Source organism: Streptomyces sp. NBC_01190, assembly GCF_045039895.1.
Lineage (GTDB): Bacteria > Actinomycetota > Actinomycetes > Streptomycetales > Streptomycetaceae > Actinacidiphila.
Genome location: NZ_CP108580.1, coordinates 1147139 through 1171782 on the forward strand (window position 1 = coordinate 1147139; position 24644 = coordinate 1171782).

Genomic DNA, 24644 nt, shown 5'->3' on the forward strand with positions numbered 1-24644 from the left:
GGCGCCCCTCGGAGGGGCGCGGGGTCAGGGGGTGCGGGCCGCCGTCAGGCGTGCCGCGTGTTCCTGGAGAGAACTCACCCCGATCTCGCCCCGCGTCAACGCGTCAATACCCTGAACAGCCGCGGCCAGCGCCTGCACCGTCGTCAGACACGGAATGCCCCGGTAGACGGCCGCCGTGCGGATGTCATAGCCGTCGAGCCGACCCCCCGTGCCGAAGGGGGTGTTGACGATCAGATCGATCTCCCCCTCGTTGATCAAAGTGACCACCGTGGGCTCCCCGTCGGGTCCCACACCCTCGCTCTGCTTGCGCACCACCCGCGCCTCGATCCCGTTGCGCCGCAGCACCTCGGCCGTGCCCGAGGTGGCCAGCAGCTCGAAGCCGTGCTCGATCAGCGCCCGGGCCGGGAAGATCAGCGCCCGCTTGTCGCGGTTGGCGACCGAGATGAAGGCACGCCCCTTGGTGGGCAGCGCCCCGTACGCGCCGGCCTGCGACTTGGCGTAGGCGGTGCCGAAGACCGCGTCGATGCCCATCACCTCGCCGGTGGAGCGCATCTCCGGGCCGAGCACGGTGTCCACACCGCGGCCCTGCACGTCCCGGAAACGGCTCCAGGGCAGCACCGCCTCCTTGACCGAGATCGGGGCGTCCAGCGGCAGTTCGCCGCCGTCACCGGTGGCCGGCAGCAGCCCCTCGGCCCGCAGTTCGGCGACGGTCGCCCCCAGTGAGATCCGGGCGGCGGCCTTGGCGAGCGGCACCGCGGTCGCCTTGGAGGTGAACGGCACCGTCCGCGAGGCACGCGGATTGGCCTCCAGTACGTAGAGGATGTCGCCGGCCAGCGCGAACTGGATGTTGATCAGCCCGAGCACCCCGACCCCGCGGGCGATCGCCTCGGTGGAGGCGCGCAGCCGCTTGATGTCGTGGCCGCCGAGCGTGATCGGGGGCAGCGCGCAGGCCGAGTCGCCGGAGTGGATGCCGGCCTCCTCGATGTGCTCCATGACGCCGCCGAGGTACAGCTCCCGGCCGTCGTAGAGCGCGTCGACGTCGATCTCGATGGCGTCGTCGAGGAACCGGTCGACCAGCACCGGCCGGTGCGGGCCGATCTCGGTCGACTCGGCGATGTACGAGGCGAGCCGCGTCTCCTCGTACACGATCTCCATGCCGCGCCCGCCGAGTACGTAGGAGGGCCGGACCAGCACCGGGTAGCCGATCTCGTCGGCGATCGCCTTGGCCTCGGGGAAGGAGATGGCGGTGCCGTGCTTGGGCGCGGGCAGGCCGGCCTCGTCGAGCACCCGGCCGAAGGCGCCGCGGTCCTCGGCGAGGTGGATGGCCTCGGGCGAGGTGCCGACCACCGGCACGCCGTTGTCCTTGAGCGCCTGGGCGAGGCCGAGCGGGGTCTGGCCGCCGAGCTGGACGATGACCCCGGCGATCGGCCCGGCCTGGGTCTCCGCGTGCACGATCTCCAGTACGTCCTCCAGGGTGAGCGGCTCGAAGTAGAGCCGGTCGGAGGTGTCGTAGTCGGTGGAGACCGTCTCGGGGTTGCAGTTGACCATCACGGTCTCGTAGCCCGCGTCGCGCAGCGCGAAGGAGGCGTGCACGCAGGAGTAGTCGAACTCGATGCCCTGGCCGATCCGGTTGGGGCCGGAGCCGAGGATGATCACCGCGGCCTTCTCGCGCGGCGCCACCTCGGTCTCCTCGTCGTAGGAGGAGTAGAAGTAGGGCGTGCGGGCGGCGAACTCGGCGGCGCAGGTGTCCACCGTCTTGTAGACCGGGCGGATGCCGAGCGCGTGCCTCACCTCGCGGACCACCTCTTCCCGCAGGCCGCGGACACCGGCGATCTGGGCGTCGGAGAAGCCGTGCCGTTTGGCGTCGGCGAGCAGCTCCGGCTGGAGCCGGTCGGCGGCGGCCAGTTCGTCGGCGTACTCGTTGATCAGGAAGAGCTGGTCGACGAACCAGGGGTCGATCCTGGTGGCCCGGTGGACCTCTTCCTGGGTGGCGCCGGCCCGGATGGCGAGCATCACGGTGTTGATCCGGCCGTCGGTGGGGACCGCGGACTTCGCCAGCAGGGTGTCCTTGTCCGCCGGGTCGACGGGGGTGGCGAAGTCGAACTGCGAGTCCTTCTTCTCCAGCGAGCGCAGCGCCTTGTTGAGCGCCTCGGTGAAGTTGCGGCCGATGGCCATGGCCTCGCCGACGGACTTCATGGTGGTGGTGAGGGTGGCGTCGGCGGCCGGGAACTTCTCGAAGGCGAACCGGGGCACCTTGACCACCACGTAGTCGAGGGCGGGCTCGAAGGACGCCGGGGTCTTCTCGGTGATGTCGTTGGGGATCTCGTCCAGGGTGTAGCCCACCGCGAGCCGGGCGGCGATCTTGGCGATCGGGAAGCCGGTGGCCTTGGAGGCGAGCGCGGAGGAGCGGGAGACCCGGGGGTTCATCTCGATGACGATGATCCGGCCGTCGTCGGGGTTGACGGCGAACTGGATGTTGCAGCCGCCGGTGTCGACGCCGACCTCGCGGATCACCGCGATGCCGATGTCCCGCAGCGTCTGGTACTCACGGTCGGTGAGGGTCATCGCGGGGGCCACCGTGATGGAGTCGCCGGTGTGCACGCCCATCGGGTCGAAGTTCTCGATGGAGCAGACGACCACCACGTTGTCGTGCCGGTCGCGCATCAGCTCCAGTTCGTACTCCTTCCAGCCGAGGATGGACTCCTCCAGGAGCACCTCGGTGGTGGGCGACAGGGTGAGGCCCTGCCCGGCGATCCGGCGCAGCTCCGCCTCGTCGTGGGCGAAGCCGGATCCCGCGCCGCCCATGGTGAAGGAGGGGCGGACAACGACCGGGTAGCCGCCGAGGGTGTCCACGCCGGCGAGCACGTCGTCCATGGAGTGGCAGATCACCGAGCGGGCGGACTCGCCGTGGCCGATCTTCTGCCGGACCGCCTCGACGACGCCCTTGAACAGGTCGCGGTCCTCGCCCTTGTTGATCGCCTGGACGTTGGCGCCGATCAGTTCGACGCCGTACTTGGCGAGCACGCCGTTGTCGTGCAGGGAGATCGCGGTGTTGAGCGCGGTCTGGCCGCCGAGGGTGGGCAGCAGCGCGTCGGGGCGCTCCTTGGCGATGATCTTCTCGACGAACTCGGGGGTGATCGGCTCGATATAGGTGGCGTCGGCGATCTCCGGGTCGGTCATGATCGTGGCCGGGTTGGAGTTGACCAGGATCACCCGCAGGCCCTCGGCCCTGAGCACCCGGCAGGCCTGGGTGCCGGAGTAGTCGAACTCGGCGGCCTGGCCGATGACGATCGGGCCGGAGCCGATGACCAGGACGGACTGGATGTCGGTGCGCTTAGGCACGCTTGGCTCCCTGGTCACTCATGAGCTGGATGAAGCGGTCGAAGAGGTACGCGGCGTCGTGCGGTCCCGCGGCCGCCTCGGGGTGGTACTGGACGCTGAAAGCGGGCCGGTCGAGCAGCCGCAGTCCCTCCACCACGTTGTCGTTGAGGCAGACATGGCTGACCTCGGCGCGGCCGTACGGGGTGTCGCTGACCCGGTCGAGCGGCGCGTCGACCGCGAAGCCGTGGTTGTGCGCGGTGACCTCGACCTTGCCGGTGGCGCGGTCCTGGACCGGCTGGTTGATGCCGCGGTGGCCGTACTTGAGCTTGTAGGTGCCGAAGCCGAGTGCCCGGCCGAGGAGCTGGTTGCCGAAGCAGATGCCGAAGAGCGGCACCCCGCGCTCCAGCACGTCCTGGACGACGGTGAGGTCGGCGGTGGCCGGGTCGCCGGGGCCGTTGGAGAGGAAGACCCCGTCGGGGTCGATCGCCCGGATGTCCGCCGCGGTGGCGGTGGCGGGCAGTATCCGCACCTCGATGCCGCGCTCGGCCATCCGGCGCGGGGTCATGCCCTTGATGCCGAGGTCCAGGGCGGCCACGGTGAAGCGCTTCGGGCCGATGGCCGGGACGGTGTAGGGCTGCTCGGTGGCGACTTCGGCGGACAGGTCGGCGCCGGCCATCCCGGGGGCCCGCAGCACCCGGTCCAGCAGGGTGGCGTCGTCGGCCAGCGCGTCGCCGGAGAAGACCCCGGCCCGCATGGCGCCGCGCTCGCGCAGGTGCCGGGTGAGGGCGCGGGTGTCGATGCCGCTGATGCCGACGACGCCCTGGGCGGTGAGTTCGTCGTCGAGCGAACGCCGGGAGCGCCAGTTGGAGGGGGTACGGGCCGGGTCGCGGACGACATAGCCGGCCACCCAGATCCGGCCGGACTCCGGATCCTCGTCGTTGACCCCGGTGTTGCCGACGTGCGGCGCGGTCATCACGACGACCTGGCGGTGGTAGGAGGGATCGGTCAGCGTCTCCTGGTAGCCGGTCATACCGGTGGAGAAGACGGCCTCGCCGAAGGTCTCCCCCACCGCTCCGTAGGCGCGGCCGCGGAAGACGCGGCCGTCCTCCAGAACGAGTACGGCGGGCGCGGTGGCCGCCCGGGCGGAGGTGGTCATCGTGCGCCTTCCTTTGCTTTCAGCGGGTCCGGCGCGGCTTTCCGGTCCCGCCGCGCGGTGTCGGTGTCGGTGTCGGTGTCGGTGAAGACGATGGCCCGGTCACCGCTGAGGGCGTTGATCCGGTCGACCCACGCGGGGTGCACCGCGGCCCGCTCGGCGCGGAAGCCGGAGTCGATGAGGGTGCCGCCGTGTTCCCAGGTGACCACGAGCAGACCGCCCTCGGTGAGCACCTTCCCGGCGATGGCCTTGTCGAGCCGGGCGCCGCGCAGCGCGGCGGCCGGCACGAAGAAGCCGGGGGCGCCGGTGCGGTCCACGTCGAGGCCGTCCTCGGTGAGCGTGAGGCGGACCTTGCTGCGTACGCCCAGGCCGTGGACGACGATCCGGTCGAGCCACTGACCGGCGGTGGTGCTGCCGTGGTAGCGGCCGTCGAACTCCAGCAGCGCGGGCCCGGTCTGCCCGGGGCGCTGCGGCAGCTCGGGCAGACCGCCCTGGAGGGTGCGCCGCCACTGCCAGCCCTGGCGCATCAGCCAGTAGACGAGGGCGACGAAGAGGGCGAGCCCGACGATCCAGCCGATCCGGTCGGTCCAGTCGGTGACCTTGGCGGAGTGCTTCGCCGCGGCCTGCGCGGGGAGCGAGGCCAGCAGGTTCGAGGATGTCATGTGAGCTTCCCGTCGATGACCGTCGCGTGGCCCCGCAGGAAGGTGGCGACCACCCGGCCCGGCAGCTCACGGCCCGCGTAGGGGGTGTTGCGGCTGCGGGAGGCGAAGCCCGCGGGATTGACCGTCCCACGGTATGCGGGATCGACCAGCACCAGGTTGGCGGGCTGCCCCTCGGCGATCGGCCGGCCGTGTCCGGCGAGCCGGCCGATGGCGGCGGGCCGGGCCGACATCCGGTCGGCGACCCCCGCCCAGTCCAGCAGGCCGGTGTCGACCATGGTGTGCTGGACCACGGACAGCGCGGTCTCCAGGCCGACCATGCCCATGGCAGCGGCGGCCCACTCGCAGTCCTTGTCCTCGTGCGGGTGCGGGGCGTGGTCGGTGGCGACGCAGTCGATGGTGCCGTCGGCGAGCGCCTCGCGCAGCGCCAGCACGTCGGCCTCGGTGCGCAGCGGCGGATTGACCTTGTAGACCGGGTTGTACGAGCGCACCAGTTCGTCGGTGAGCAGCAGGTGGTGCGGGGTGACCTCGGCGGTCACGTCCCAGCCCTTGGACTTGGCCCAGCGGACGATCTCCACCGAACCTGCGGTGGACAGATGGCAGATGTGCACCCGGGAGCCGACGTGCGCGGCGAGCAGCACGTCGCGGGCGATGATCGACTCCTCGGCGACCGCGGGCCAGCCGGTCAGGCCCAGCTCGCCGGAGACCGACCCCTCGTTCATCTGGGCGCCCTCGGTGAGCCGCGGCTCCTGCGCGTGCTGGGCCACCACCCCGCCGAAGGCCTTCACGTACTCCAGCGCCCGGCGCATGATCACCGCGTCGTCCACGCATTTGCCGTCGTCGGAGAAGACCCGGACGTGGGCCGCGGAGTCGGCCATGGCGCCCAGTTCGGCGAGCTGCTTGCCCTCCAGGCCCACGGTGACCGCGCCGACCGGCTGCACGTCGCAGTAGCCGGACTCCCGGCCCAGCCGCCACACCTGCTCGACCACGCCGGCGGTGTCGGCGACCGGGAAGGTGTTGGCCATGGCGTGCACGGCGGTGTAGCCGCCGACCGCGGCGGCGCGGGTGCCGGTCAGTACGGTCTCGGAGTCCTCGCGGCCGGGCTCCCGCAGGTGGGTGTGCAGGTCCACCAGACCCGGCAGCAGGACCAGCCCGGCGGCGTCCACCACGGTCGCGCCCTCGTCGGACAGTGAGGCGCCGACAGCGCCGACGGCGGCGATGGTCTCGCCCTCGATCAGCACGTCCCGGGGCTCGCCGCCGAGGATCCGCGCGCCGCGAAGCAGAGTCCGCGCCGGCGGCGGAGTCGTTTTCGTCTCGCTCATGATTAGTCGCTCTCCTCGGTACGTGCGGTCTCGGTGCGGTCGGGCTCGGTACGGGCGCTCTCGCCGCGGCTGGTGGAGATGGCCGGCTCGGAGCCGCCGAGCAGCAGGTAGAGGACGGCCATCCGGGTGCTGACGCCGTTGGCGACCTGCTCGACGGCGGTGCAGCGCGGTGAGTCGGCGACCTCGGCGGTGATCTCCATACCGCGGTTCATCGGCCCCGGGTGCATCACGATGGCGTGCGGGGGCAGCGCCGCCATCCGGCTGCCGTCGAGACCGTAGCGGCGCGCGTACTCACGCTCGGTGGGGAAGAAGGCGGCGTTCATCCGCTCCCGCTGGACCCGCAGCATCATCACCGCGTCGGACTTGGCGAGCACCGCGTCCAGGTCGTAGGACACCTCGCACGGCCAGTGCTCGACGCCGATCGGCAGCAGGGTGGGCGGGGCGACCAGCGTCACCTGGGCGCCCAGGGTGGTGAGCAGCAGCACGTTGGAGCGGGCCACCCGGCTGTGCAGGATGTCGCCCACGATGGTGATCCGGCGGCCGTCGAGGTCCCGGCCGACGCCGGAGAGGTGGCGGCGCATGGTGAAGGCGTCGAGCAGCGCCTGGGTCGGGTGCTCGTGGGTGCCGTCGCCGGCGTTGACCACCGAGGAGTTGATCCAGCCGGAGGTGGCCAGCCGGTGCGGGGCGCCGGAGGAGTGGTGCCGGATCACCACCGCGTCGGCGCCCATCGCCTCCAGGGTCAGCGCGGTGTCCTTCAGGGACTCGCCCTTGGAGACCGAGGAGCCCTTGGCGGAGAAGTTGATGACGTCGGCGGACAGGCGCTTGGCGGCGGCCTCGAAGGAGATCCGGGTGCGGGTGGAGTCCTCGAAGAAGAGGTTCACCACGGTCCGGCCGCGCAGGGTGGGCAGTTTCTTGATCGGCCGGTCGGCGACGCGGGCCATCTCCTCGGCGGTGTCGAGAACGAGGATGGCGTCGTCACGGGTGAGGTCGGCGGCCGAGATCAGATGGCGCTTCAAAGGTGACTCCGGGGTGCTGGGCGGGCCGGACGGTGCTGGTGGGCGGACGCGGGCGCGCGAAAGCGCCGAACCCCGTACGGGGGGCCGGCGAAGGCGCGCTAACGGTCCGCGAGCGGCCCTGCGGCCGACGACGCGTTGATGTCCTTCGGGGGCCGGCCGTGGTCATGGCGGCGACCGGGTTCGCCCGCGTCCTGCCCGGGCGCCCGCTGGCCGAGCAGCACGCTGTCCCGGCCGTCCTCCTCGGTGAGCAGCACCCGGACGGTCTCGCGCAGCGAGGTGGGCAGGTTCTTGCCCACGTAGTCGGCCCTGATCGGCAGCTCACGGTGGCCGCGGTCGACCAGCACGGCGAGCTGGACCGCGCGGGGGCGGCCGATGTCGTTGAGGGCGTCGAGGGCGGCGCGGATGGTGCGACCCGAGAAGAGCACGTCGTCGACGAGGACGACCAGGCGCCCGTCGATTCCGCCGCCGGGGATCTCGGTCCTGGCCAGCGCGCGCGGCGGGTGCAGCCGCAGGTCGTCGCGGTACATCGTGATGTCGAGCGAGCCGACGTCGGTGGTCCGGCCGGTGATCTCGGCGAGCTTGGCGGCGAGCCTGCGGGCAAGGAAGACACCGCGGGTGGGGATGCCGAGCAGCATCACGTCGTCGGCGCCCTTGGCGCGTTCGACGACCTCGTGGGCGATACGGGTGAGCACCCGCGCCATGTCGGGGGCTTCGAGTACGGGACGTGCCGACGCGGCGTCGCCGCCGCCGTCGCGGAGGTCGGGTTTCTCACTGGAGCCGTGCTGGGTGGTGCGGTCTTCGGCCATCAGCCGGGGACCTCCTTCCCCGCCTCACGGGACGGGCGTTAAAGGACGTCAGAGCTACGATTGGAGCGTACCAGGTGGGGCCGGTACGACCCCGAGCGGCCCTGGTCAGAGACCTGACGGACCCTTTCGGCTTGACGAGCACGGATTACGCTGCGTAACCTCACAGTGAGTCACCGAGTTTCGTCCGGGGAGCCATATGTCCAGCGATTACGCCAAGCAGCTCGGAGCCAAGCTCCGGGCCATCCGCACGCAGCAGGGCCTGTCCCTGCACGGCGTCGAGGAGAAGTCCCAGGGCCGCTGGAAGGCCGTGGTCGTCGGGTCGTACGAGCGCGGCGACCGCGCCGTGACCGTGCAGCGCCTCGCCGAGCTCGCCGACTTCTACGGCGTGCCCGTCCAGGAGCTGCTGCCGGGCACCACCCCCGGCGGGGCCGCCGAGCCGCCGCCGAAGCTGGTGCTCGACCTGGAGCGGCTGTCCCAGGTCCCGCCGGAGAAGGCCGGCCCCTTGCAGCGTTACGCGGCCACCATCCAGAGCCAGCGCGGCGACTACAACGGCAAGGTCCTCTCGATCCGCCAGGACGACCTGCGCACCCTCGCGGTGATCTACGACCAGTCGCCCTCGGTCCTCACCGAGCACCTGATCGCCTGGGGCGTGCTGGACGCCGACGCCCGCCGCGCCGTCCAGCACGAAGAGGCGTGAGCCCGCTTCTGGGCCCTTGATGCAGAAACGTCCCGCCTGCCCGGCTCGGCCCCTCCCCGGAGGGTGCTGAGCCGGGCGGCCGCGTTTTCGGGGCTGGTGGTGCCGACGGTGCCGGCTGTGCCGGCCGCTGTGTCCCGTCCGCGCCGCCCGTCGAGCCGGGCGCACCGGCGGCCGGGCGCACCGGCGGGCCCGCGCGGGCCTAGGAGAGGGCGTAGAGGCGGCCCAGGAGCTCCGGGAGGAGGCGCTCGGTCAGCCGGGGCGGCAGGGCCTGGAGGACGGCCAGGACGGGTGCCATCCGGGCCGGGAGGGCGCCGTCGGCCGAGACGCCGGCCAGTTCCAGGGCCGCCGCGACCTCGTGCGGGCCGAGGGTGTCGGGATCGAGCGCCGCCGCGAGGGCCACCACGGCCGGGTCCACACCGGTCGGGCCGAGCGCGCGGGCACGGATCGTGGCCGCGCCGAGTTCGGCGAGCAGCTCGGCGATCCGCTCCGGAGCGGCGACCGCCGCCGTCACCGTCAGATGCAGGTTGGGCGGCGAGCCGGCGAAGGCGGGCTGCGGCTGGAGGTACCAGCCGCGCGACCGCATCTCGTCGGCGACCACGAAGGGGTCGAGGTCCGGGTCGTCCGAGGCCACCGCCACCAGGGACGCGTCCGGAGCGCCGAGCACCCGCAGCCCCTCGATCCGCCCGATGCCTTCGATGAGTTGACGGGTGGCCAGATGCACCCGGCGGGACAGTTCGGTGTAACCCGCGGTGCCCACCTCCCGCAGCACCGCCCACGCCGCGGCGAGCGGCCCGGCCGACTTGGTGCCCTGGAGCGTGGTGTTGACCACCGGGTAGCCCGGCCAGGACGCGTGCGCGAACCATCCGTGGCGGCGCAGCTCGGCGTCCCGGAAGAGCAGCACCGAGGCGCCCTTGGGCGTGTAGCCGTACTTGTGCAGATCGACGGAGAGCGAGGTCACCCCGGGCACCGCGAGGTCGAAGGCGGGCGGCGGCGGGATGTCGGCGGCCAGCCTGCGGTGCCCGAGGTACCAGCCGCCGATGCAGGCGTCCACATGGCACAGCACGCCGCGCGTGGCGGCGGCCGCCGCCACCTCGGCCACCGGGTCGATCACCCCGTGCGCGTACGAGGGCGCGGAGACCACGGCGAGCGCGGTGTCGTCGGTGAGCGCGGCGGCCAGGTCCGAGGCCGCCACCCGGAAGGTCCGCGGGTGCACCGGCACGGTGACCACGGTGAGTCCGAAGAGATGGGCGGCCTTGTGGAAGGCGGCGTGCGCGGTGACCGGCAGCACGATCTCCGGCCGGCGCACGCCCCGGGTGCGATGGGCGTGCTCCCGCGCGGTGAGCACGGCCAGCAGACAGCTCTCGGTGCCGCCGCTGGTGAAGGTGCCGGCCGTCCGCTCACCGCCGCCGAGCAGTGCGGCGGCCCGGCCGACCACCTCGTTCTCCAGCGTGACGACGCTCGGGAAGACGGTCATGTCGAGGCCGTTGACGCCGGCGAAGGCGGCGTGCGCCCCGGCGGCCAGCTCGTCGAGGCCGGCGATCCCCGCGTCGTAGACATAGGCCATGGTCCGCCCGCCGTGCACCGGCAGATCGGCTGCCCGCAGCGCGGCGAGGTCGGCCGGCAGGGCTGCGGTTTCACTGCGGGGCACGTTCGGCGGCTGCGGCGACGACATGAACCGGGAATCTAGGACAGTCCACCGGGCACACACCAGGCCCGCAGCAGAATTTCGTGCACCTTCTGCTGTCGGGCCTGGTCATCGGGGCCGAGCCGCGGTCGTGGGCGCCGCCTTCAGCGTATGAGCGTCGGCTTGAGCTCCATCAGCCGGCCGAGCAGCCCGTTGACGAAGGAGGGTGACTCGTCGGTGGAGAACTCCTTGGCGAGCTGCACCGCCTCGTCCAGCACCACCGCGTCCGGAACGTCGTCCTCCCAGAGCAGCTCGTACGTGCCGAGCCGGAGCACATTGCGGTCGACCGCCGGCATCCGGTCGAGCGTCCAGCCGACCGAGTAACCGGAGAGCAGTTCGTCGATGCGGCGGGCGTGTGCCTCGTACCCCTCGACGAGCTGTGTCGTGTACTCGGTGACCGGCGGCTGCCGGTCGTCGGTCCGGGCGAGCCGGATCCAGTCCGCCATGACGGTGGTGGGGGTCGCCCCCCGCTGCTCCGCCTCGAAGAGGATCTGGAAAGCGCGCTTTCGGGCCTTGTTCCGGGCAGCCACGGCTAGCTGTTCACCCGGCCGAGGTAGTCGCCCGTGCGGGTGTCGACCTTGACCTTTTCACCCGTGGTGATGAACAGGGGCACGCCGATCTCGTAGCCGGTCTCCAGGCGGGCGGGCTTGGAGCCACCGGTGGAGCGGTCGCCCTGCACACCGGGCTCGGTGTACTCGATGACCAGCTCGACGGAGGCGGGCAGTTCGATGTAGAGCGGCGCGCCCTCGTACATCGCGACGACGGCCTCGAAACCCTCCAGCAGGTAGTTGGCGGCGTCGCCGACCACCTCGGGGGTGACGTTGATCTGGTCGTACGTCTGGGTGTCCATGAAGACGAAGTCGCTGCCGTCCTTGTAGGAGAACTGCATGCCGCGCTTGTCGACGTTGGCGGTCTCCACCTTCAGGCCCGCGTTGAAGGTCTTGTCGACGACCTTCCCCGAGAGCACGTGCTTCAGCTTGGTACGCACGAAGGCGGGGCCCTTGCCGGGCTTGACGTGCTGGAATTCGACAACGGTCCAGAGCTGGTCGCCGTCGAGCTTGAGCACGAGGCCGTTCTTGAGGTCGTTCGTGGTGGCCACGGTTGCGGAATCTCCTGAAAGTGCTGCTTCGGGACCAGGGATCCCGCCCCCGTCACAGGGCGAGCAGTTCCTTGGTCGTGATGGTGAGTAGCTCGGGCCCACCGTCCGCCGACGGGCGGACGACGAGCGTGTCGTCGATCCGGACGCCGCCGCGGCCCGGAAGGTGAACTCCCGGTTCGACGGTGACCGGCACGCAGGCGTCCAGCTTACCCATGGCCGCGGGGGACAACCGAGGGTCCTCGTCGATTTCCAGCCCCACACCGTGGCCGGACCAGGGCGCCAGGCCGTCGGCGTGCCCGGCGGCGATCAGCGGCTGCCGGGTGGCCCGGTCGACGTCGCGGCAGGCCACACCGGGTACCAGCGCCTGGCGGCCGGCCCGCTGGGCCTCGAAGACCAGCTCGTAGAGTTCGATCTGCCAGGAGGCGGGGGCGGTCCCGATGACAAAGGTCCGGCCGACCTCGCAGCGGTAGCCGCGGTAGCGGGCGCCGAGCCGGACGGTGAGGAAGTCGCCCTCCTCCACCCGGCGGTCGGTGGGCACATGGCGGGCGGTGCCGGAGTTCGGCCCGGTGCCGACCGAGGTGGCGAAGGCGGCCCCCTCCGCCCCGTGGTCGACCAGTCGCCGTTCGAGCTCCAGGGCGAGGTGCCGTTCGGTCCGGCCGACCAGGATCGATTCGAGCAGCTCGCCGAGGGCCTGGTCGGCGATCTCGGCCGCTATCCGCAGCGCGCCGATCTCGTGCTCGTCCTTGACCAGCCGGAGCTGTTCGACCGCTCCGCCGAGGTCGGACAGCGGCAGCCCGCCGGTGGCCAGCCGGACGGCCCGGTGCCGGGTGACGGTGAGGTGGTGCTCCTCGACGGCGAGCGACTCGGCGTGCAGCCGCCTGGCCAGTTCGGCGGCGGTGACCGCGGCGTCGCCCTCCGGGCTGGACAGCACGATCGACCGCAGGTCCTCCGGCGGCTCGCCCTGGTCGGGGTCGTCCGGCGGCGGGCGCAGGTGTACCAGGGTGTCCTCCGGGCCGGGCCCGACCAGCAGCGCGGCCCCCTGCGGGGCGCAGCCGGTCAGGTAGCGCACATTGGCGTTCCCCGTCACCAGGGCGGCGGTGACCCCGCCGGCCGCGCACCGGTCGCGCAACCGTGCCCTGCGGGTCGTATGCACGTCGGCCATGCGGTGAGCCTACGGTGTGCGCCCGGCCGGGGCCCGGTGTTGTACGTCCGACCGTGGACCTGTCCGGCGGACGGGAGCCCGCCTGCGCGGCTACCAGAGCGGCGGGCCCTCGGCCGCCCGGGCCACCACCCGGTCGAGGGCCGCCGCCGCGGCGGGGACGTCGAGTTGGGAGTTGTCGATGATGGGCAGCCCGGAGCCGTACCAGCCGGCCATCCGGCCGTGGATCCGGGCCACCTCCTCGTCCGAGAGGCGGCGGTTGCCGGTCCGTTCCGCGTTGCGGCGCAGGACCACGTCGAGGCCGGGCAGCAGGACGACGGGGAGCAGGCCGGGACCGACGTGGCGTTTCCAGCCGCCGAGGCCGACGGCGGGCCAGTCGGGGAAGACGGCGTCGTCGATGATGCAGGAGACGCCGTTGGCCAGGAAGTTGCGGGCGGCGAAGCCGCAGGTGCGCCGGGCCAGCCGGTACTGGGCCTCGGAGTGCTCGTTCCAGCCGGCCTGCGGGTCGGCGAAACCGGACCGCACCCACTCGCGGACGTCGTCGAGGCTGATGTGCGCGGTCGGGGCGGCGCGCCGGCCGGCCCAGTGCCGGGCGACGGTGGTCTTGCCCGCGCCGGCCGCGCCGATCAGCAGGACGGCTATCGGGCCCCCCGCGGGTGCTGCGGGCGGGCCGCCGGGGTAGGGGGCGGCCGGCTGGGGGGCCTGCGGGGCGGGGGCCTGGACGGGCGCCTGCGGGATCATCGGGGCCGGGGCGGCCGGCGGGAACTGCCCGGTGGCGTTCGCGCCGGGAGCCGGGGCCGCCGCCTGCCCGGGAAGCGGGTCGGGGCCGCCCGGCCCCACCGGATGCCGCATCTCGCCCCACTCCGTCCCGCACCGGTCGTCCTGCCTGCTGAGCGGCGGTCGGCGCCGCCGACAACGAACGCTACAGGGCGTCCTCGTCGCCGTGGTGAACGGGTGCCGGGCCCCGGGTGGCCGGGCGCGGGGCCCGGTCCCGTGGTGCCTCGGCACGCCGTTCAGGCGGGCGGCTCAGGCGCGCGGCTCAGGCCGGCGGCTCAGGCGCGCGGCTCAGGCCGGCGGCAGTTCCTCAGCGAGGGCGCGCAGGGCCAGCCGGTAGGAGCCGATCCCGAAGCCCGCCACCGTGCCGGAGGCCACCGCCGCCACCACCGAGGTGTGCCGGAACTCCTCGCGCGCGTACGGGTTGGAGATGTGCACCTCGATCAGCGGCGCGGTGCGCTGCGCCGCCGCGTCCCGCATGGCGTACGAATAGTGGGTGAACGCCCCCGGGTTGAGCACCACCGGGATACGGCCGTCGGCGGCCTCGTGCAGCCAGCGGATCAGCTCGCCCTCGTCATTGGTCTCCCGGACCTCCACCTCGAAGCCGAGTTCGGCGCCGACCTTGCCGCACTCCTCGACCAGTCCCGCGTACGAGGTGGCGCCGTAGACATCGGGCTCGCGGGAGCCGAGGCGGCCGAGGTTGGGGCCGTTGAGCACCAGGACCGGGCGGCTCACGAGGACACCTCCCCGTAGGCCGCCAGCAGCACCGCGGGGTCGGGTCCCTCCAGCAGGGTCGGCCTGGCGAGGCCGTCGAGGACCACGAAGCGCAGCATGTCGCCGCGGGACTTCTTGTCCACCTTCATGGTCTCCACCAGCTTCGGCCACTGGTCGCCGCGGTAGGTCAGCGGCAGCCCGACCGACGCCAGGACGCTGCGGTGCCGGTCGGCGGTGGCGTCGTCCAGCCGGCCGGCGAGGCGGCCGAGTTCGGCGGCGAAGACCATACCGACCGAGACCGCGGCGCCGTGCCGCCAGTTGTAGCGCTCGTTCTTCTCGATGGCGTGCGCGAGGGTGTGGCCGTAGTTGAGGATCTCCCGCAGACCGGACTCCTTGAGGTCGGCGGAGACCACCTCCGCCTTGACCCGGATGGAACGCTCGATGAGTTCCGCGGTGTGCGGGCCGCGGGGGTCGCGGGCGGCGGCCGGGTCGGCCTCGATCAGGTCGAGGATGGCCGGGTCGGCGATGAAACCGGCCTTGATGACTTCGGCGAGACCGCTGACGTAGTCGTTGGCGGCCAGGGTTTCGAGAGCGGCGAGGTCGCACAGCACGCCGGCCGGCGGGTAGAAGGCGCCGACGAGGTTCTTGCCCTCGGCGGTGTTGATGCCGGTCTTGCCGCCGACGGCCGCGTCCACCATGCCGAGCACGGTGGTGGGCACCGCGATCCAGCGCACTCCGCGCAGCCAGGTCGCGGCGACGAAGCCGGCCAGGTCGGTGGTGGCGCCGCCGCCGATGCCGACGATGACGTCGTTGCGGGTGAAGCCGGTCTGGCCGAGCGCCTTCCAGCAGTAGGCGGCGACCTCCACGGTCTTCGCCTCCTCGGCGTTGGGAAGCTGGATGGCGATGGCCTGGTAGCCCTGCTCGGCGAGGTCGTCGCGGACCGCCTCGCCGGTGCCGGCCAGCGCCTCCGGGTGCAGCACGGCCACCCGGGTCGCCCCGGGGCCGATCAGTCCGGGCAGTTCACCGAGCAACTGGTGGCCGACGAGCACCTCGTACGGCTCGGTGCCCGCGGTGGCGCCGACCTGGATGCGGGTGGGCGGCGCGTCGGCCGGCCACGACGGGGTGTTGTCGCTCATGCGTCCTTCAGTTGGAGTGCGTCGAGTACGGCCGCGGCCACGGCCTGCGGGGTCCGGTCGTCGGTGCTGACCACGACCCGGGCCACTTCGGTGTAGAGCGGCCGGCGCCGCTCCATCAGCTCACGCCAGCGCTGCCGGGGGTTGACGGCGAGCAGCGGGCGGGGCGCGTCGAGGCCCACCCGGCGCACCGCGTCGTGCAGGCTCACATCGAGGAAGATCACCGGCAGGCCGGTGAGCAGCGCGCGGGTGCCGTCGTCCATGACGGCGCCGCCGCCGAGGGAGAGGACTCCGTCGTGGCCGGCCAGCGCGTCGCGGACGGCGGCGCGTTCCAGGTCGCGGAAGTGCGGTTCGCCCTCGTCGAAGAAGATCTCGGCGATGGGCTTGCCCGCCAGGGCCTCGATGTCGGCGTCGGTGTCACGGTAGGTGACACCGAGGTGGCCGGCGAGTTCCCGGCCGACGGTGCTCTTGCCGGCTCCCGGCGGGCCGACCAGGACGACGGCGGGCGGGCCGCCCGCGGCGGCGGTCACCGGATGGCCAGGTGGTCGAGGAAGTCGGTCACGTTGCGGCGGGTCTGGGCCACCGAGTCGCCGCCGAACTTCTCGGCGACCGCGTCGGCGAGCACCAGGGCGACCATGGCCTCGGCGACGATGCCCGCCGCCGGGACCGCGCACACGTCGGAGCGCTGGTGGTGGGCCGGGGCGACCTCGCCGGTGGTGACGTCGATGGTGGCCAGCGCCTTCGGCACGGTAGCGATGGGCTTCATCGCGGCCCGTACCCGCAGCACCTCGCCGGTGGTGATGCCGCCCTCGGTGCCGCCGGAGCGGCCGGTGGAGCGGCGGATGCCGTCGGGGGTGGGGACGATCTCGTCGTGGGCCTGCGAGCCGGGCACCCGGGCGAGGTCGAAGCCGTCGCCGAGTTCGACGCCCTTGATGGCCTGGATGCCCATCAGGGCCGCGGCCAGCCGGGCGTCGAGCCGGCGGTCCCAGTGGACGTGTGAGCCGAGGCCGACCGGCACCCCGTAGGCGAGCACCTCGACCACGCCGCCGAGGGTGTCGCCGTCCTTGTGGGCCTGGTCGATCTCGGCGACCATCGCGTCGCTCGCGTCGGCGTCCAGGCAGCGCACCGGGTCGGCGTCGAGCCGCTCCTGGTCGGCGGGGACCGGCAGGACGCCGTGCGGTGCCCTGGCCTTGGCGAGCTCCACCACGTGGGAGACGATCTCGATGCCCGCGGTCTCCTTGAGGTAGGAGCGGGCGATCGCGCCGAGCGCCACCCGGGCCGCGGTCTCCCGGGCGCTGGCCCGCTCCAGCACCGGGCGCGCCTCGTCCAGGTCGTACTTCTGCATGCCGGCCAGGTCGGCGTGGCCGGGGCGGGGCCGGGTCAGCGGGGCGTTGCGGGCGAGGCCGGCCAGGATCTCCGGGTCCACCGGGTCGGCCGCCATGACCTGCTCCCACTTGGGCCACTCGGTGTTGCCGACCATCACGGCCACCGGGCTGCCTATGGTCAGTCCGTGCCGCACGCCGCCGAGGAAGGTGACCTCGTCCCGCTCGAACTTCATCCGGGCGCCGCGTCCGTACCCGAGCCGACGGCGGGCCAGTGCGTCCGCCACCAGGTCGGTGGTGACGGGGATGCCCGCGGGCAGCCCCTCCAGCGTCGCGACGAGTGCGGGGCCGTGCGACTCCCCCGCGGTCAGCCAGCGCAACCTGCTCAACGGTGCTCCCTCGACGTCTTCACCGGATGTGCCGCCCCGGACCAGCGTGCGGGGCGCTCTCCTCCGATCCTCCCACGCCCGCCGCCGCTGCCGGAGGCGCATCCAGCGGATGGACGGGCGGCGCAGCTTCGGCTCAGTGCGCGGCGAGCGCCGCCTCGCCCGCCGCGCGGATGGCGGGCAGCGGCGCGGGGGCGCGGCCGGTGTGCTGTTCGACCTGGAGGACCGCTTGGTGGACCAGCAGGTCGAGTCCGCCGGTGACGGCCCCGCCGCGGGCGGACCAGGCGGCGGCGAGCGGGGTCGGCCAGGGGTCGTAGAGGACGTCGAAGAGCATGCCGGGGTGTGCGGATACGGCACCGGCGAGATGGTCGGCGGCGCCGGCCGGTGTGGTGGCGATCACCAGGGGTTCGCCGAGCGCCTTGGCGGCGTCGGTCCACTCCGCGGTGCGCACCGGAACGCCGAGCCGCTCGCCCCACTGGCGCATCTCCGCCGCGCGGGCCGGTCCCCTGACGTAGGCGGTGACCTCGCCCGCGCCGAGCCGGGCGAGGGCGGCGAGCGCGGAGGAGGCGGTGGCGCCGGCGCCGAGCACGGCGGCGGACCGCACCGAGGTGATGCCGCGTTCGCGCAGCGCGGCGACCATCCCGGGGATGTCGGTGTTGTCGCCTTGGCGGCTGCCGTCGGGGCGGAGGACCACGGTGTTGGCGGCCTCGACCGAGGCGGCGGTGTCGCTGATCGTGTCGAGCAGCGGGATCACCGCCCGTTTGAGCGGCATGGTCAGGGACAGACCGGCCCACTCGGCCGGGTCGAGCCCGGCCAGGAAGCCGGGCAGCGCGGCCTCGTCCACCTCGAACCGGTCGTACCGCCAGTGGTCGAGCCCCAGGGCGGCGTAGGCGGCGCGGTGCAGCGCGGGTGAGAGCGAGTGCGCGATGGGCGAGCCGAGCACGGCCGCACGGCGGGTGCCCGGTTGTCCGTTGGTGTCCACGGGAGGCGGCGTCCTGGTCCTACTGGGAGTTGTACTGCTGGTAGAGCTTGTCGAACTCGGACTTGGTCTCGGTGAACCGGGTGGTCTTGTTGTCCAGCGAGATGAAGTACCACCAGTTGCCCGGGTCGGGGTTCATCGCGGCCTTGAGCGCGGTGAGTCCGGGGTTGCCGATCGGTCCCGGCGGCAGGCCCCTGTCCACGTAGGTGTTGTACGGGTCGTCGAGCGAGTGGATGTCCTTGAGCGCGATCTTCGTGTTGCTGGCGCTCTTGATGTAGTTGTACGTCGAGTCGAACTGGAGCAGGCCGTGGGTCTCCTGGTTGCTCACGTCCATCCGGTGGTAGACCACCGCGGCCATCTTCCGGTAGTCGTCGACGGTCTTGCCCTCGGCCTGCACCAGGCTGGCCACGGTGAGCAGTTGCAGCGGGGTCTTCAGGCCCTGCTTCTGTGCCTCGGCCGCCATGTCGAACTGGGCGTACTGCTCCTTCGCCTCGCCGACCATCTGCTTGAGCAGGTCCTCGGGCTTCATGCCCTTGGCGATGCTGTAGCGCGACGGGAAGAGGAAACCTTCCAGCGGGTCCTTGATCTCCGGGCTGGTGTCGGCCCACGCGGGCAGACCGAGGCTCTTCGCCTGGGCCTTGGCGATCTTGTACGTGCTGCCCTTGGCCAGGTCGAGCCGCGCGTCGATCGCCTGGTAGATCTGCTGGTCACGCCAGCCTTCGGGGATGATCAGCCCGCTCTGCGACTTCGGGTCGAGCATCATCGTGATGGCGGCCGAAGCGGACATCTGTGTCTTGAGGACGTAGACCCCGGCCTGGATCGAGCGGCTCTTGCTGTTCTTGTTGGCCGCCGTCACGAAGGCGTCCACGCTTTTGACGACGCCCGCCTGCTTGAGGATGTTGCCCATGGTGGTCGCGGTGGAGCCGGTCGGGATCTGCACCTGGACGTCGGTGGTGCCGAGTCCGGAGTAGTCGGGCGCCGGGCCGAAGTGGCTCTCGTAGAAGGAGTAGCCGAAGTAGCCGACGCCGGACAGACCGCCGACGAGGACCACCATGACGACGGCGCAGGCACAGCCGCTGCGGCGCTTCTTGCCGCCCTTCGGCTGGGACTTCCCCGCGCGCCGGCCGCCGACCGCCGGGGTCGAGGGGTCGCCGTGCTCGTCCTCGGCGTCGTGGCCGGAGAAGAAGGCGTGGTCGTGCGGGTCGTCCTCCTGCTCGGTGTCCCAGCTCCCGGTGGTGTCCGGGGCGGTACGCAGCGGGTCGGCGGCGGGCTCGCGCGGCCGTTCCGGCTGCTGCGGTCCCGGCTGCCGAAGGGGGCGGCCCGGCTGGCCCGGCTGCTGGCCCGGTTGGCCCGGCTGCCCGAACATCTGCGGCTGGGCCTGGGCGGGTTCGCCATGGTGCGGCTGGCCCTGCTGCGGCTGGCCCGCCCCCGGCATCTGCTGGCCGGGGTGGAGCCCGGGCTGCTGAGGCTGCTGGGGGTACTGCGGCTGCTGCTGCGGGTAGCCGTTCTGCCCGTAGAAATCGGGCCTTCCGTACGGGTCCTGCTGCTGACCGCCGTAGGGATCCTGATGCCCGTAGCCGCCGGTCTGGTGGGAGCCGGTGTCGTACGGGTCGTAGCCGCCCTGCCGCGGGTAGCCCTGCTGGGGGTGCTGCGGCTGCTGGGCGTACTGCTGGGGGTGCTGCGGGTGCTGCGGCTGCTGGCCCTGCGGGTAGTGCTGGTCCTCCGGCTGCTGCGGGTACGGGTACTGCTGCTGGGGATAGCCGTCCTGCGGGTACTGGGGTTGCTGACCGGACGCGTACGGGTCCTGCCAGCCGCCGTCCTGCTGCTGGTGCTGCTGCTGCTGCTGCTCAGGTTGCTGAGCGGGCTGCTGATAGCCGTGGCCCTGGTCGTACGCATCGCCGAAGAGCGGGTCCTCGGGATGCCACGGTTCGGAGCCGGAGCCCCGGCCATAGTCAGTCATCGATCCCCTTGGTACGCGGGTGGCAGTGGTCTGCCGACCCTGCGAAACGGGCGGCACCCGTAGCCGCCGCCGTGTCGCGCGGAACGTTACCGTATCGCGATCAGATGACTACTTCGACGCCCTCGCCCGGAGCTTTCCCCGACACGCGCTCGGTGTCGAGCGCGCTCTGGAGAATGATGACCGCCGCCGCCTGATCGACTACGGAGCGTCCCTTTCTCGCCTTCACCCCGGACGCACGCAGGCCTTGGGTGGCGGTGACCGTGGTCATCCGCTCGTCGACCAGCCGCATCGGCACCGGGGTGATGACTTTCGCCACATCTCGGGTGAAGGCGCGCACCTTCGCCGCCGCCGGGCCCTCGGTCCCGTTGAGCGACCGGGGCAGCCCGACGACGACCTCGATGGGCTGGTACTCCGCGACGATCGCGGCGATCCGGCGCAGCGCGGCGGGCACGTCCCGGCCGGGGACCGTCTCCACCGGGGTGGCGAGGATCCCGCCGGGGTCGCAGGAGGCGACCCCGATCCGGGCGTCCCCGACGTCGAGGGCGATCCGCACCCCGCGCCGGATCGGCGGCGGCGCGCTGCCGCCGCCCGCACCGGCACCGGTCTCCCCGGTCCCGACGGCTTCCCCGCGCTCCGGGCTGTCCCCCGCGGCCTCTCCGGTCATGGCGGACGCCGTCACACCGTCTCGGTGACGAGCCGCCGCACGGCCTCGATCGCGTCCGGCACGGCGGCCGGATGCTGGCCGCCGCCCTGGGCCACGTCGTCCTTGCCGCCGCCGCCGCCACCGAGCGTCTTGGCCGCGGCACGGACCAGCTCGCCGGCCCGGACGCCGCGCTCGCGGGCCGCCTCGTTGGTGGCGATGACGGTGAGCGGGCGGCCGTTGGCCACCGCGAAGAGGGCCACCACGGCCGGGCGGCCGCCGGTGACGCGCTGCCGGACGTCGAGCACCAGCCGGCGCAGGTCGTCGGCGGCGGTGCCGTCCGGCACGGAGGCGGTCACCAGGGCGACGCCCTTGACGTCGGCGGCGGACTCGGCGAGCCCGCCGGCCGCCTGGAGCACCTTCTCGGCGCGGAACCGCTCGATCTCCTTCTCGGCTTCCTTGAGCTTGGCGAGCATGCCGGAGATCTTGTCGGGCAGCTCGTCGGGGCGCCCCTTGACCAGTTCGGTGAGCTGGGCGACCACGGTGTGCTCGCGGGCCAGGAAGTTGTACGCGTCGACGCCGACCAGGGCCTCGACCCGGCGCACCCCGGAGCCGATCGAGGACTCGCCGAGCAGCTTGACCAGGCCGAGCTGGGCGGTGTTGAGGACGTGGGTGCCGCCGCAGAGCTCCTTGGAGAAGTCGCCGATGGTGACGACCCGGACGTGCTCGCCGTACTTCTCGCCGAACTCGGCGATGGCGCCCTGCTTCTTGGCCTCGGCGATCGGCATCACCTCGGCGGTGACGTCGAGTTCACGGGCCAGCACCTCGTTGATCTTCTGCTCGACGTCGGTGAGCACGGTGCCGGGCACGGCCGCCGGAGAGCCGAAGTCGAAGCGGAAGCGGCCGGGTGAGTTCTCCGAGCCGGCCTGGGCCGCGGTGGGGCCGAGCGCGTCACGCAGTGCCTGGTGGGTGAGATGGGTGGCGCTGTGCGCGCGGGCGATGGCCCGGCGGCGCACCAGGTCGATCTGGGCGTGCGCGGCGGCGCCCACGGTGACCTCGCCGACCTGGACGACGCCCTTGTGCACGCTGACACCGGGCACCGGCTGCTGGACGTCGCGGATCTCGACCACCGCGCCGGTGTCCAGCCGGATCCGGCCGGTGTCGGCGAGCTGGCCGCCGCCCTCGGCGTAGAAGGGGGTGCGGTCGAGCACGATCTCGACCTCGTCGCCCTCGCTGGCGGCCGGTGCGGACAGGCCGTCCACGAGCAGGCCGACGACGGTGGCCTCGTTGTGGTCCTGGAGGTAGCCGGTGAACTCGGTGCCGCCGGTCCGGTCGGCGACCTCACGGTAGGCGGAGAGGTCGGCGTGGCCGGTCTTCTTGGCGCGGGCGTCGGCCTTGGCGCGGTCCCGCTGCTCCTTCATGAGCCGGCGGAAGCCCGTCTCGTCCACGCTCAGGCCCTGCTCCGCGGCCATCTCCAGGGTGAGGTCGATCGGGAAGCCCCAGGTGTCGTGGAGCAGGAACGCCTGGTCGCCGGAGAGGACGCTGCCGCCGCCCGCCTTGGTCTCGCTGACAGCGGTGTCCAGGATGTTGGTGCCGGCCCGCAGCGTCTTGAGGAACGCGGCCTCCTCCGCGAGCGCGACCGTCTCGATCCGCTTGCGGTCGGTGAGCAGCTCCGGGTACCCCTCACCCATGTTCGTGAGCACCACGTCGACCAGGTCGACGGCGACCGTGTCGGTGGCGCCGAGCAGCCGCATATTGCGGATCGCGCGGCGCATGATGCGGCGCAGCACATAGCCGCGGCCCTCGTTGCCGGGGGTGACGCCGTCGCCGATGAGCATGGTGGAGGTGCGGATGTGGTCGGCGACGACCCGCAGCGCCACATCGGTGTCGTGCGAGCGGCCGTAGGGGACGCCGGTGAGTTCGGTGGCCTTGTCGATGACCACCCGCAGGCTGTCGGTCTCGTACATGTTCTGTACGCCCTGGAGGATCATCGCCAGGCGTTCCAGGCCGAGGCCGGTGTCGATGTTCTTGGCGGGCAGGTCGCCGAGGATCGGGAAGTCGTTCTTGCTCTGGCCCGCGCCGCGCTCGTACTGCATGAAGACCAGGTTCCAGATCTCCACGTACCGCTCGTCGTTGACGGCCGGGCCGCCCTCGACGCCGAAGTCGGGGCCCCGGTCGTAGTTGATCTCGGAGCAGGGGCCGCAGGGTCCCGGCACGCCCATGGACCAGAAGTTGGTGTCCATGCCGAGGCGCTGGATGCGCTCCGGGGGCACGCCGATGACGTCGCGCCAGATGGCCTCGGCCTCGTCGTCCTGCTCGTAGACGGTGATCCACAGGCGGTCGCCGTCAAGGCCGTAACCGCCCTTGTCCTGGGGCGCGGTGAGCAGCTCCCAGGCGTACTTGATGGCGTCTTCCTTGAAGTAGTCGCCGAACGAGAAGTTGCCGCACATCTGGAAGAACGTGCCGTGCCGGGTGGTCTTGCCGACCTCTTCGATGTCCGGGGTGCGGACGCACTTCTGGACACTGGTGGCGCGCGGGAAGGGCGGCTTGACCTCGCCGAGGAAGTACGGCTTGAAGGGCACCATGCCGGCCGGGACCAGCAGCAGGGTGGGATCGTCGGCGATGAGGGACGCCGACGGCACGACGGTGTGCCCGCGCTCCTCGAAGAAGCGCAGCCAGCGGCGGCGGATTTCTGCCGACTCCATCAGTGTTCGTCCTTCCGGTTTTCGTGAGGGTGGTACGTCTCGTGGGCGGCGTCGTGCGGGCGGCCCCTGCGCGGGGCCGGGAGGTCGGAGTCCTGGGCCGCTGACGGGCCTGGGCCCGGCCGGCCGGGCCGGCCTTGCGGTCCTTGCCGGCCGGGCAGTCCGGGCAGTCCGGGCAGTCCGGGAGCAGCCCTGCGGGCCGGCGGCAGGCCGGGCGTCTCGGCCTTGCCGTGCAGGCCCAGGGCGTCGTGGAGTTCGCCTTCGCGCTGGGCCATGCCGGCCCGTACGTCATGGGCGAAGAGCCGCAGCCGCGCGCCGGTCTCCAGCGCGCGGTCGGCGGCGGTCGCGGCGAGGCTCTCCGGGCTGAGCCGGCGCAGCGCGCGGTTGACCTTCACGGTGGCCCAGACGCCGGTGGCGGCGCCGGTACAGAACCAGAACAGGCGGCGAAACATGGATTCTCAGCCCTCAGTCCTCGGTGCGATGGCGGCGGCCCCGCCGGGTGGCGGGCACCACCTTGCCCTTGACGGTCCTGGCGCGGGCGCGTCCGGCGTCGCCGGTCTGGAGGCCGACCGCGCGCCGCACGCCGTATCCGAAGGCGGCGACCTTCACCAGGGGGCCGCCGAAGGCGGCGGCGACGGTGGAGGAGAGCGCGGAGGCGTTGGCGGTGACCTCGGCGACGTCGGAGGTGATGGTGTCCACCCGGTCGAGCTGGGTTGAGGCGGTGCGCAGCGCCTCGGACGCCTCGCCGAGCAGCGGTACGGCCTGCTCGGTGATCCCGGCCACGAGTTCGGTGGCGCTCTTCAGCGTCTGGGCCAGCCGGGCCAGCGCGACGGCGAGGAAGGACACCAGGATCGCCCAGAAGACCGCCACGATCAGGCCGGCCACCTCTCCACCCGACACGCTGCCGCTCTCCTCGTTCTTCCGCGTTCCGCTGGTACCAGTGGTTCCGCTGGTTCTACTGCGCCGTACCGCTCGTCTACTGTGGCCCACCACGCCGATGGGACTTCCGACCCTATCGCGCCGGGCCTTGGCACCCGTACCGCGTGGGCGCGTGGCGGTGGGCGGTGAGCGGGGGCGCGGGGATCTGTAGCAGATCGGCCGCCGCTCCGGGAGCGGAT

22 protein-coding genes are annotated in these 24644 nt (G+C 72.5%); 1 reads left to right on the forward strand and 21 read right to left on the reverse strand.

Annotation, left to right across the window (positions count from 1 at the left end; all coding sequences use genetic code 11):
- Nucleotides 1-24: 24 nt before the first annotated feature.
- The 6 genes from carB to pyrR all read right to left on the reverse strand — a co-directional run bounded on the left by carB (nucleotide 25) and on the right by pyrR (nucleotide 8277).
- Nucleotides 25-3342 carry a carbamoyl-phosphate synthase large subunit gene (gene carB, locus OG519_RS04830; RefSeq protein ID WP_405579085.1) on the reverse strand — a complete coding sequence of 1106 codons (3318 nt, stop codon included), beginning with the start codon at nucleotides 3340-3342 and terminating at the stop codon, nucleotides 25-27.
- Nucleotides 3335-4477, reverse strand: coding sequence for a glutamine-hydrolyzing carbamoyl-phosphate synthase small subunit (carA, locus tag OG519_RS04835; protein ID WP_405579088.1), 1143 nt, complete (start codon nucleotides 4475-4477; stop codon nucleotides 3335-3337). The genes carB and carA overlap by 8 nt, the downstream gene beginning before the upstream one ends.
- Nucleotides 4474-5136, reverse strand: coding sequence for a hypothetical protein (locus OG519_RS04840; RefSeq protein ID WP_405579091.1), 663 nt, complete (start codon nucleotides 5134-5136; stop codon nucleotides 4474-4476). Before OG519_RS04840 ends, carA begins: the two co-directional genes overlap by 4 nt.
- Complete coding sequence (locus tag OG519_RS04845) at nucleotides 5133-6455, reverse strand: dihydroorotase (protein ID WP_405579094.1); 1323 nt, start codon at nucleotides 6453-6455, stop codon at nucleotides 5133-5135. The genes OG519_RS04840 and OG519_RS04845 overlap by 4 nt, the downstream gene beginning before the upstream one ends.
- Nucleotides 6456-6457: 2 nt before the next feature.
- Nucleotides 6458-7471: an aspartate carbamoyltransferase catalytic subunit gene (locus tag OG519_RS04850; protein ID WP_405579097.1), complete on the reverse strand. Its 1014-nt coding sequence runs from the start codon at nucleotides 7469-7471 to the stop codon at nucleotides 6458-6460.
- A gap of 98 nt (nucleotides 7472-7569) precedes the next feature.
- The gene (gene pyrR, locus OG519_RS04855; RefSeq protein ID WP_405579100.1) at nucleotides 7570-8277 is read right to left on the reverse strand and encodes a bifunctional pyr operon transcriptional regulator/uracil phosphoribosyltransferase PyrR; all 708 of its coding nucleotides are present in this window, start codon (nucleotides 8275-8277) and stop codon (nucleotides 7570-7572) included.
- A 196-nt stretch (nucleotides 8278-8473) separates the two neighbouring features.
- On the opposite strand from pyrR, the gene bldD reads away from it, so the two are divergent.
- On the forward strand, nucleotides 8474-8974 hold the full coding sequence (bldD, locus tag OG519_RS04860) for a transcriptional regulator BldD (protein WP_093742816.1): 501 nt from the start codon (nucleotides 8474-8476) through the stop codon (nucleotides 8972-8974).
- A gap of 199 nt (nucleotides 8975-9173) precedes the next feature.
- On the opposite strand, the gene OG519_RS04865 is transcribed toward bldD, so the two are convergent.
- From OG519_RS04865 to OG519_RS04935, 15 genes are all read right to left on the reverse strand, one after another.
- Entirely contained in the window at nucleotides 9174-10646 is a 1473-nt protein-coding gene (locus OG519_RS04865; protein WP_405579104.1) for a pyridoxal phosphate-dependent decarboxylase family protein, read from the reverse strand.
- A gap of 116 nt (nucleotides 10647-10762) precedes the next feature.
- Nucleotides 10763-11188, reverse strand: a complete 426-nt coding sequence (nusB, locus tag OG519_RS04870) for a transcription antitermination factor NusB (RefSeq protein ID WP_405579107.1) — start codon at nucleotides 11186-11188, stop codon at nucleotides 10763-10765.
- 2 nt (nucleotides 11189-11190) lie between these two features.
- Nucleotides 11191-11757: an elongation factor P gene (efp, locus tag OG519_RS04875; protein ID WP_405579110.1), complete on the reverse strand. Its 567-nt coding sequence runs from the start codon at nucleotides 11755-11757 to the stop codon at nucleotides 11191-11193.
- A 52-nt stretch (nucleotides 11758-11809) separates the two neighbouring features.
- Nucleotides 11810-12919 carry an aminopeptidase P family protein gene (locus tag OG519_RS04880; protein WP_405579112.1) on the reverse strand — a complete coding sequence of 370 codons (1110 nt, stop codon included), beginning with the start codon at nucleotides 12917-12919 and terminating at the stop codon, nucleotides 11810-11812.
- 90 nt (nucleotides 12920-13009) lie between these two features.
- The gene (locus OG519_RS04885; RefSeq protein ID WP_405579115.1) at nucleotides 13010-13768 is read right to left on the reverse strand and encodes an AAA family ATPase; all 759 of its coding nucleotides are present in this window, start codon (nucleotides 13766-13768) and stop codon (nucleotides 13010-13012) included.
- A gap of 213 nt (nucleotides 13769-13981) precedes the next feature.
- On the reverse strand, nucleotides 13982-14425 hold the full coding sequence (aroQ, locus tag OG519_RS04890; protein ID WP_405579118.1) for a type II 3-dehydroquinate dehydratase: 444 nt from the start codon (nucleotides 14423-14425) through the stop codon (nucleotides 13982-13984).
- Nucleotides 14422-15540, reverse strand: coding sequence for a 3-dehydroquinate synthase (aroB, locus tag OG519_RS04895; RefSeq protein WP_405579120.1), 1119 nt, complete (start codon nucleotides 15538-15540; stop codon nucleotides 14422-14424). Before aroB ends, aroQ begins: the two co-directional genes overlap by 4 nt.
- Entirely contained in the window at nucleotides 15537-16067 is a 531-nt protein-coding gene (locus OG519_RS04900; RefSeq protein ID WP_405579123.1) for a shikimate kinase, read from the reverse strand. The genes aroB and OG519_RS04900 overlap by 4 nt, the downstream gene beginning before the upstream one ends.
- The gene (gene aroC, locus OG519_RS04905) at nucleotides 16064-17248 is read right to left on the reverse strand and encodes a chorismate synthase (RefSeq protein WP_405579126.1); all 1185 of its coding nucleotides are present in this window, start codon (nucleotides 17246-17248) and stop codon (nucleotides 16064-16066) included. The genes OG519_RS04900 and aroC overlap by 4 nt, the downstream gene beginning before the upstream one ends.
- 133 nt (nucleotides 17249-17381) lie before the next feature.
- Nucleotides 17382-18227 (reverse strand): shikimate dehydrogenase, encoded by an 846-nt coding sequence (locus tag OG519_RS04910; protein ID WP_405579128.1) that lies wholly within the window; start codon nucleotides 18225-18227, stop codon nucleotides 17382-17384.
- A 19-nt stretch (nucleotides 18228-18246) separates the two neighbouring features.
- Nucleotides 18247-20184: an endolytic transglycosylase MltG gene (mltG, locus tag OG519_RS04915; RefSeq protein ID WP_405579131.1), complete on the reverse strand. Its 1938-nt coding sequence runs from the start codon at nucleotides 20182-20184 to the stop codon at nucleotides 18247-18249.
- A 100-nt stretch (nucleotides 20185-20284) separates the two neighbouring features.
- Nucleotides 20285-20749, reverse strand: a complete 465-nt coding sequence (ruvX, locus tag OG519_RS04920) for a Holliday junction resolvase RuvX (RefSeq protein ID WP_405592468.1) — start codon at nucleotides 20747-20749, stop codon at nucleotides 20285-20287.
- 110 nt (nucleotides 20750-20859) lie between these two features.
- Nucleotides 20860-23529 (reverse strand): alanine--tRNA ligase, encoded by a 2670-nt coding sequence (gene alaS / locus OG519_RS04925; RefSeq protein ID WP_405579134.1) that lies wholly within the window; start codon nucleotides 23527-23529, stop codon nucleotides 20860-20862.
- Nucleotides 23529-23978 (reverse strand): DUF6167 family protein, encoded by a 450-nt coding sequence (locus OG519_RS04930; protein WP_405579137.1) that lies wholly within the window; start codon nucleotides 23976-23978, stop codon nucleotides 23529-23531. The genes alaS and OG519_RS04930 overlap by 1 nt, the downstream gene beginning before the upstream one ends.
- A gap of 13 nt (nucleotides 23979-23991) precedes the next feature.
- Nucleotides 23992-24426, reverse strand: coding sequence for a DUF948 domain-containing protein (locus OG519_RS04935; RefSeq protein WP_405579140.1), 435 nt, complete (start codon nucleotides 24424-24426; stop codon nucleotides 23992-23994).
- Nucleotides 24427-24644: the final 218 nt, after the last annotated feature.

What these genes read in the sequence shown, in the direction of transcription:
- carA (WP_405579088.1), bottom strand. Translation starts at nt 4,477, where the DNA reads ATGACCACCTCCGCCCGGGCGGCCACCGCGCCCGCCGTACTCGTTCTG.
- OG519_RS04840 (WP_405579091.1), bottom strand. Translation starts at nt 5,136, where the DNA reads ATGACATCCTCGAACCTGCTGGCCTCGCTCCCCGCGCAGGCCGCGGCG.
- OG519_RS04845 (WP_405579094.1), bottom strand. Translation starts at nt 6,455, where the DNA reads ATGAGCGAGACGAAAACGACTCCGCCGCCGGCGCGGACTCTGCTTCGC.
- pyrR (WP_405579100.1), bottom strand. Translation starts at nt 8,277, where the DNA reads ATGGCCGAAGACCGCACCACCCAGCACGGCTCCAGTGAGAAACCCGAC.
- bldD (WP_093742816.1), top strand. Translation starts at nt 8,474, where the DNA reads ATGTCCAGCGATTACGCCAAGCAGCTCGGAGCCAAGCTCCGGGCCATC.
- OG519_RS04865 (WP_405579104.1), bottom strand. Translation starts at nt 10,646, where the DNA reads ATGTCGTCGCCGCAGCCGCCGAACGTGCCCCGCAGTGAAACCGCAGCC.
- OG519_RS04880 (WP_405579112.1), bottom strand. Translation starts at nt 12,919, where the DNA reads ATGGCCGACGTGCATACGACCCGCAGGGCACGGTTGCGCGACCGGTGC.
- OG519_RS04885 (WP_405579115.1), bottom strand. Translation starts at nt 13,768, where the DNA reads ATGCGGCATCCGGTGGGGCCGGGCGGCCCCGACCCGCTTCCCGGGCAG.
- aroB (WP_405579120.1), bottom strand. Translation starts at nt 15,540, where the DNA reads ATGAGCGACAACACCCCGTCGTGGCCGGCCGACGCGCCGCCCACCCGC.
- mltG (WP_405579131.1), bottom strand. Translation starts at nt 20,184, where the DNA reads ATGACTGACTATGGCCGGGGCTCCGGCTCCGAACCGTGGCATCCCGAG.
- alaS (WP_405579134.1), bottom strand. Translation starts at nt 23,529, where the DNA reads ATGGAGTCGGCAGAAATCCGCCGCCGCTGGCTGCGCTTCTTCGAGGAG.
- OG519_RS04930 (WP_405579137.1), bottom strand. Translation starts at nt 23,978, where the DNA reads ATGTTTCGCCGCCTGTTCTGGTTCTGTACCGGCGCCGCCACCGGCGTC.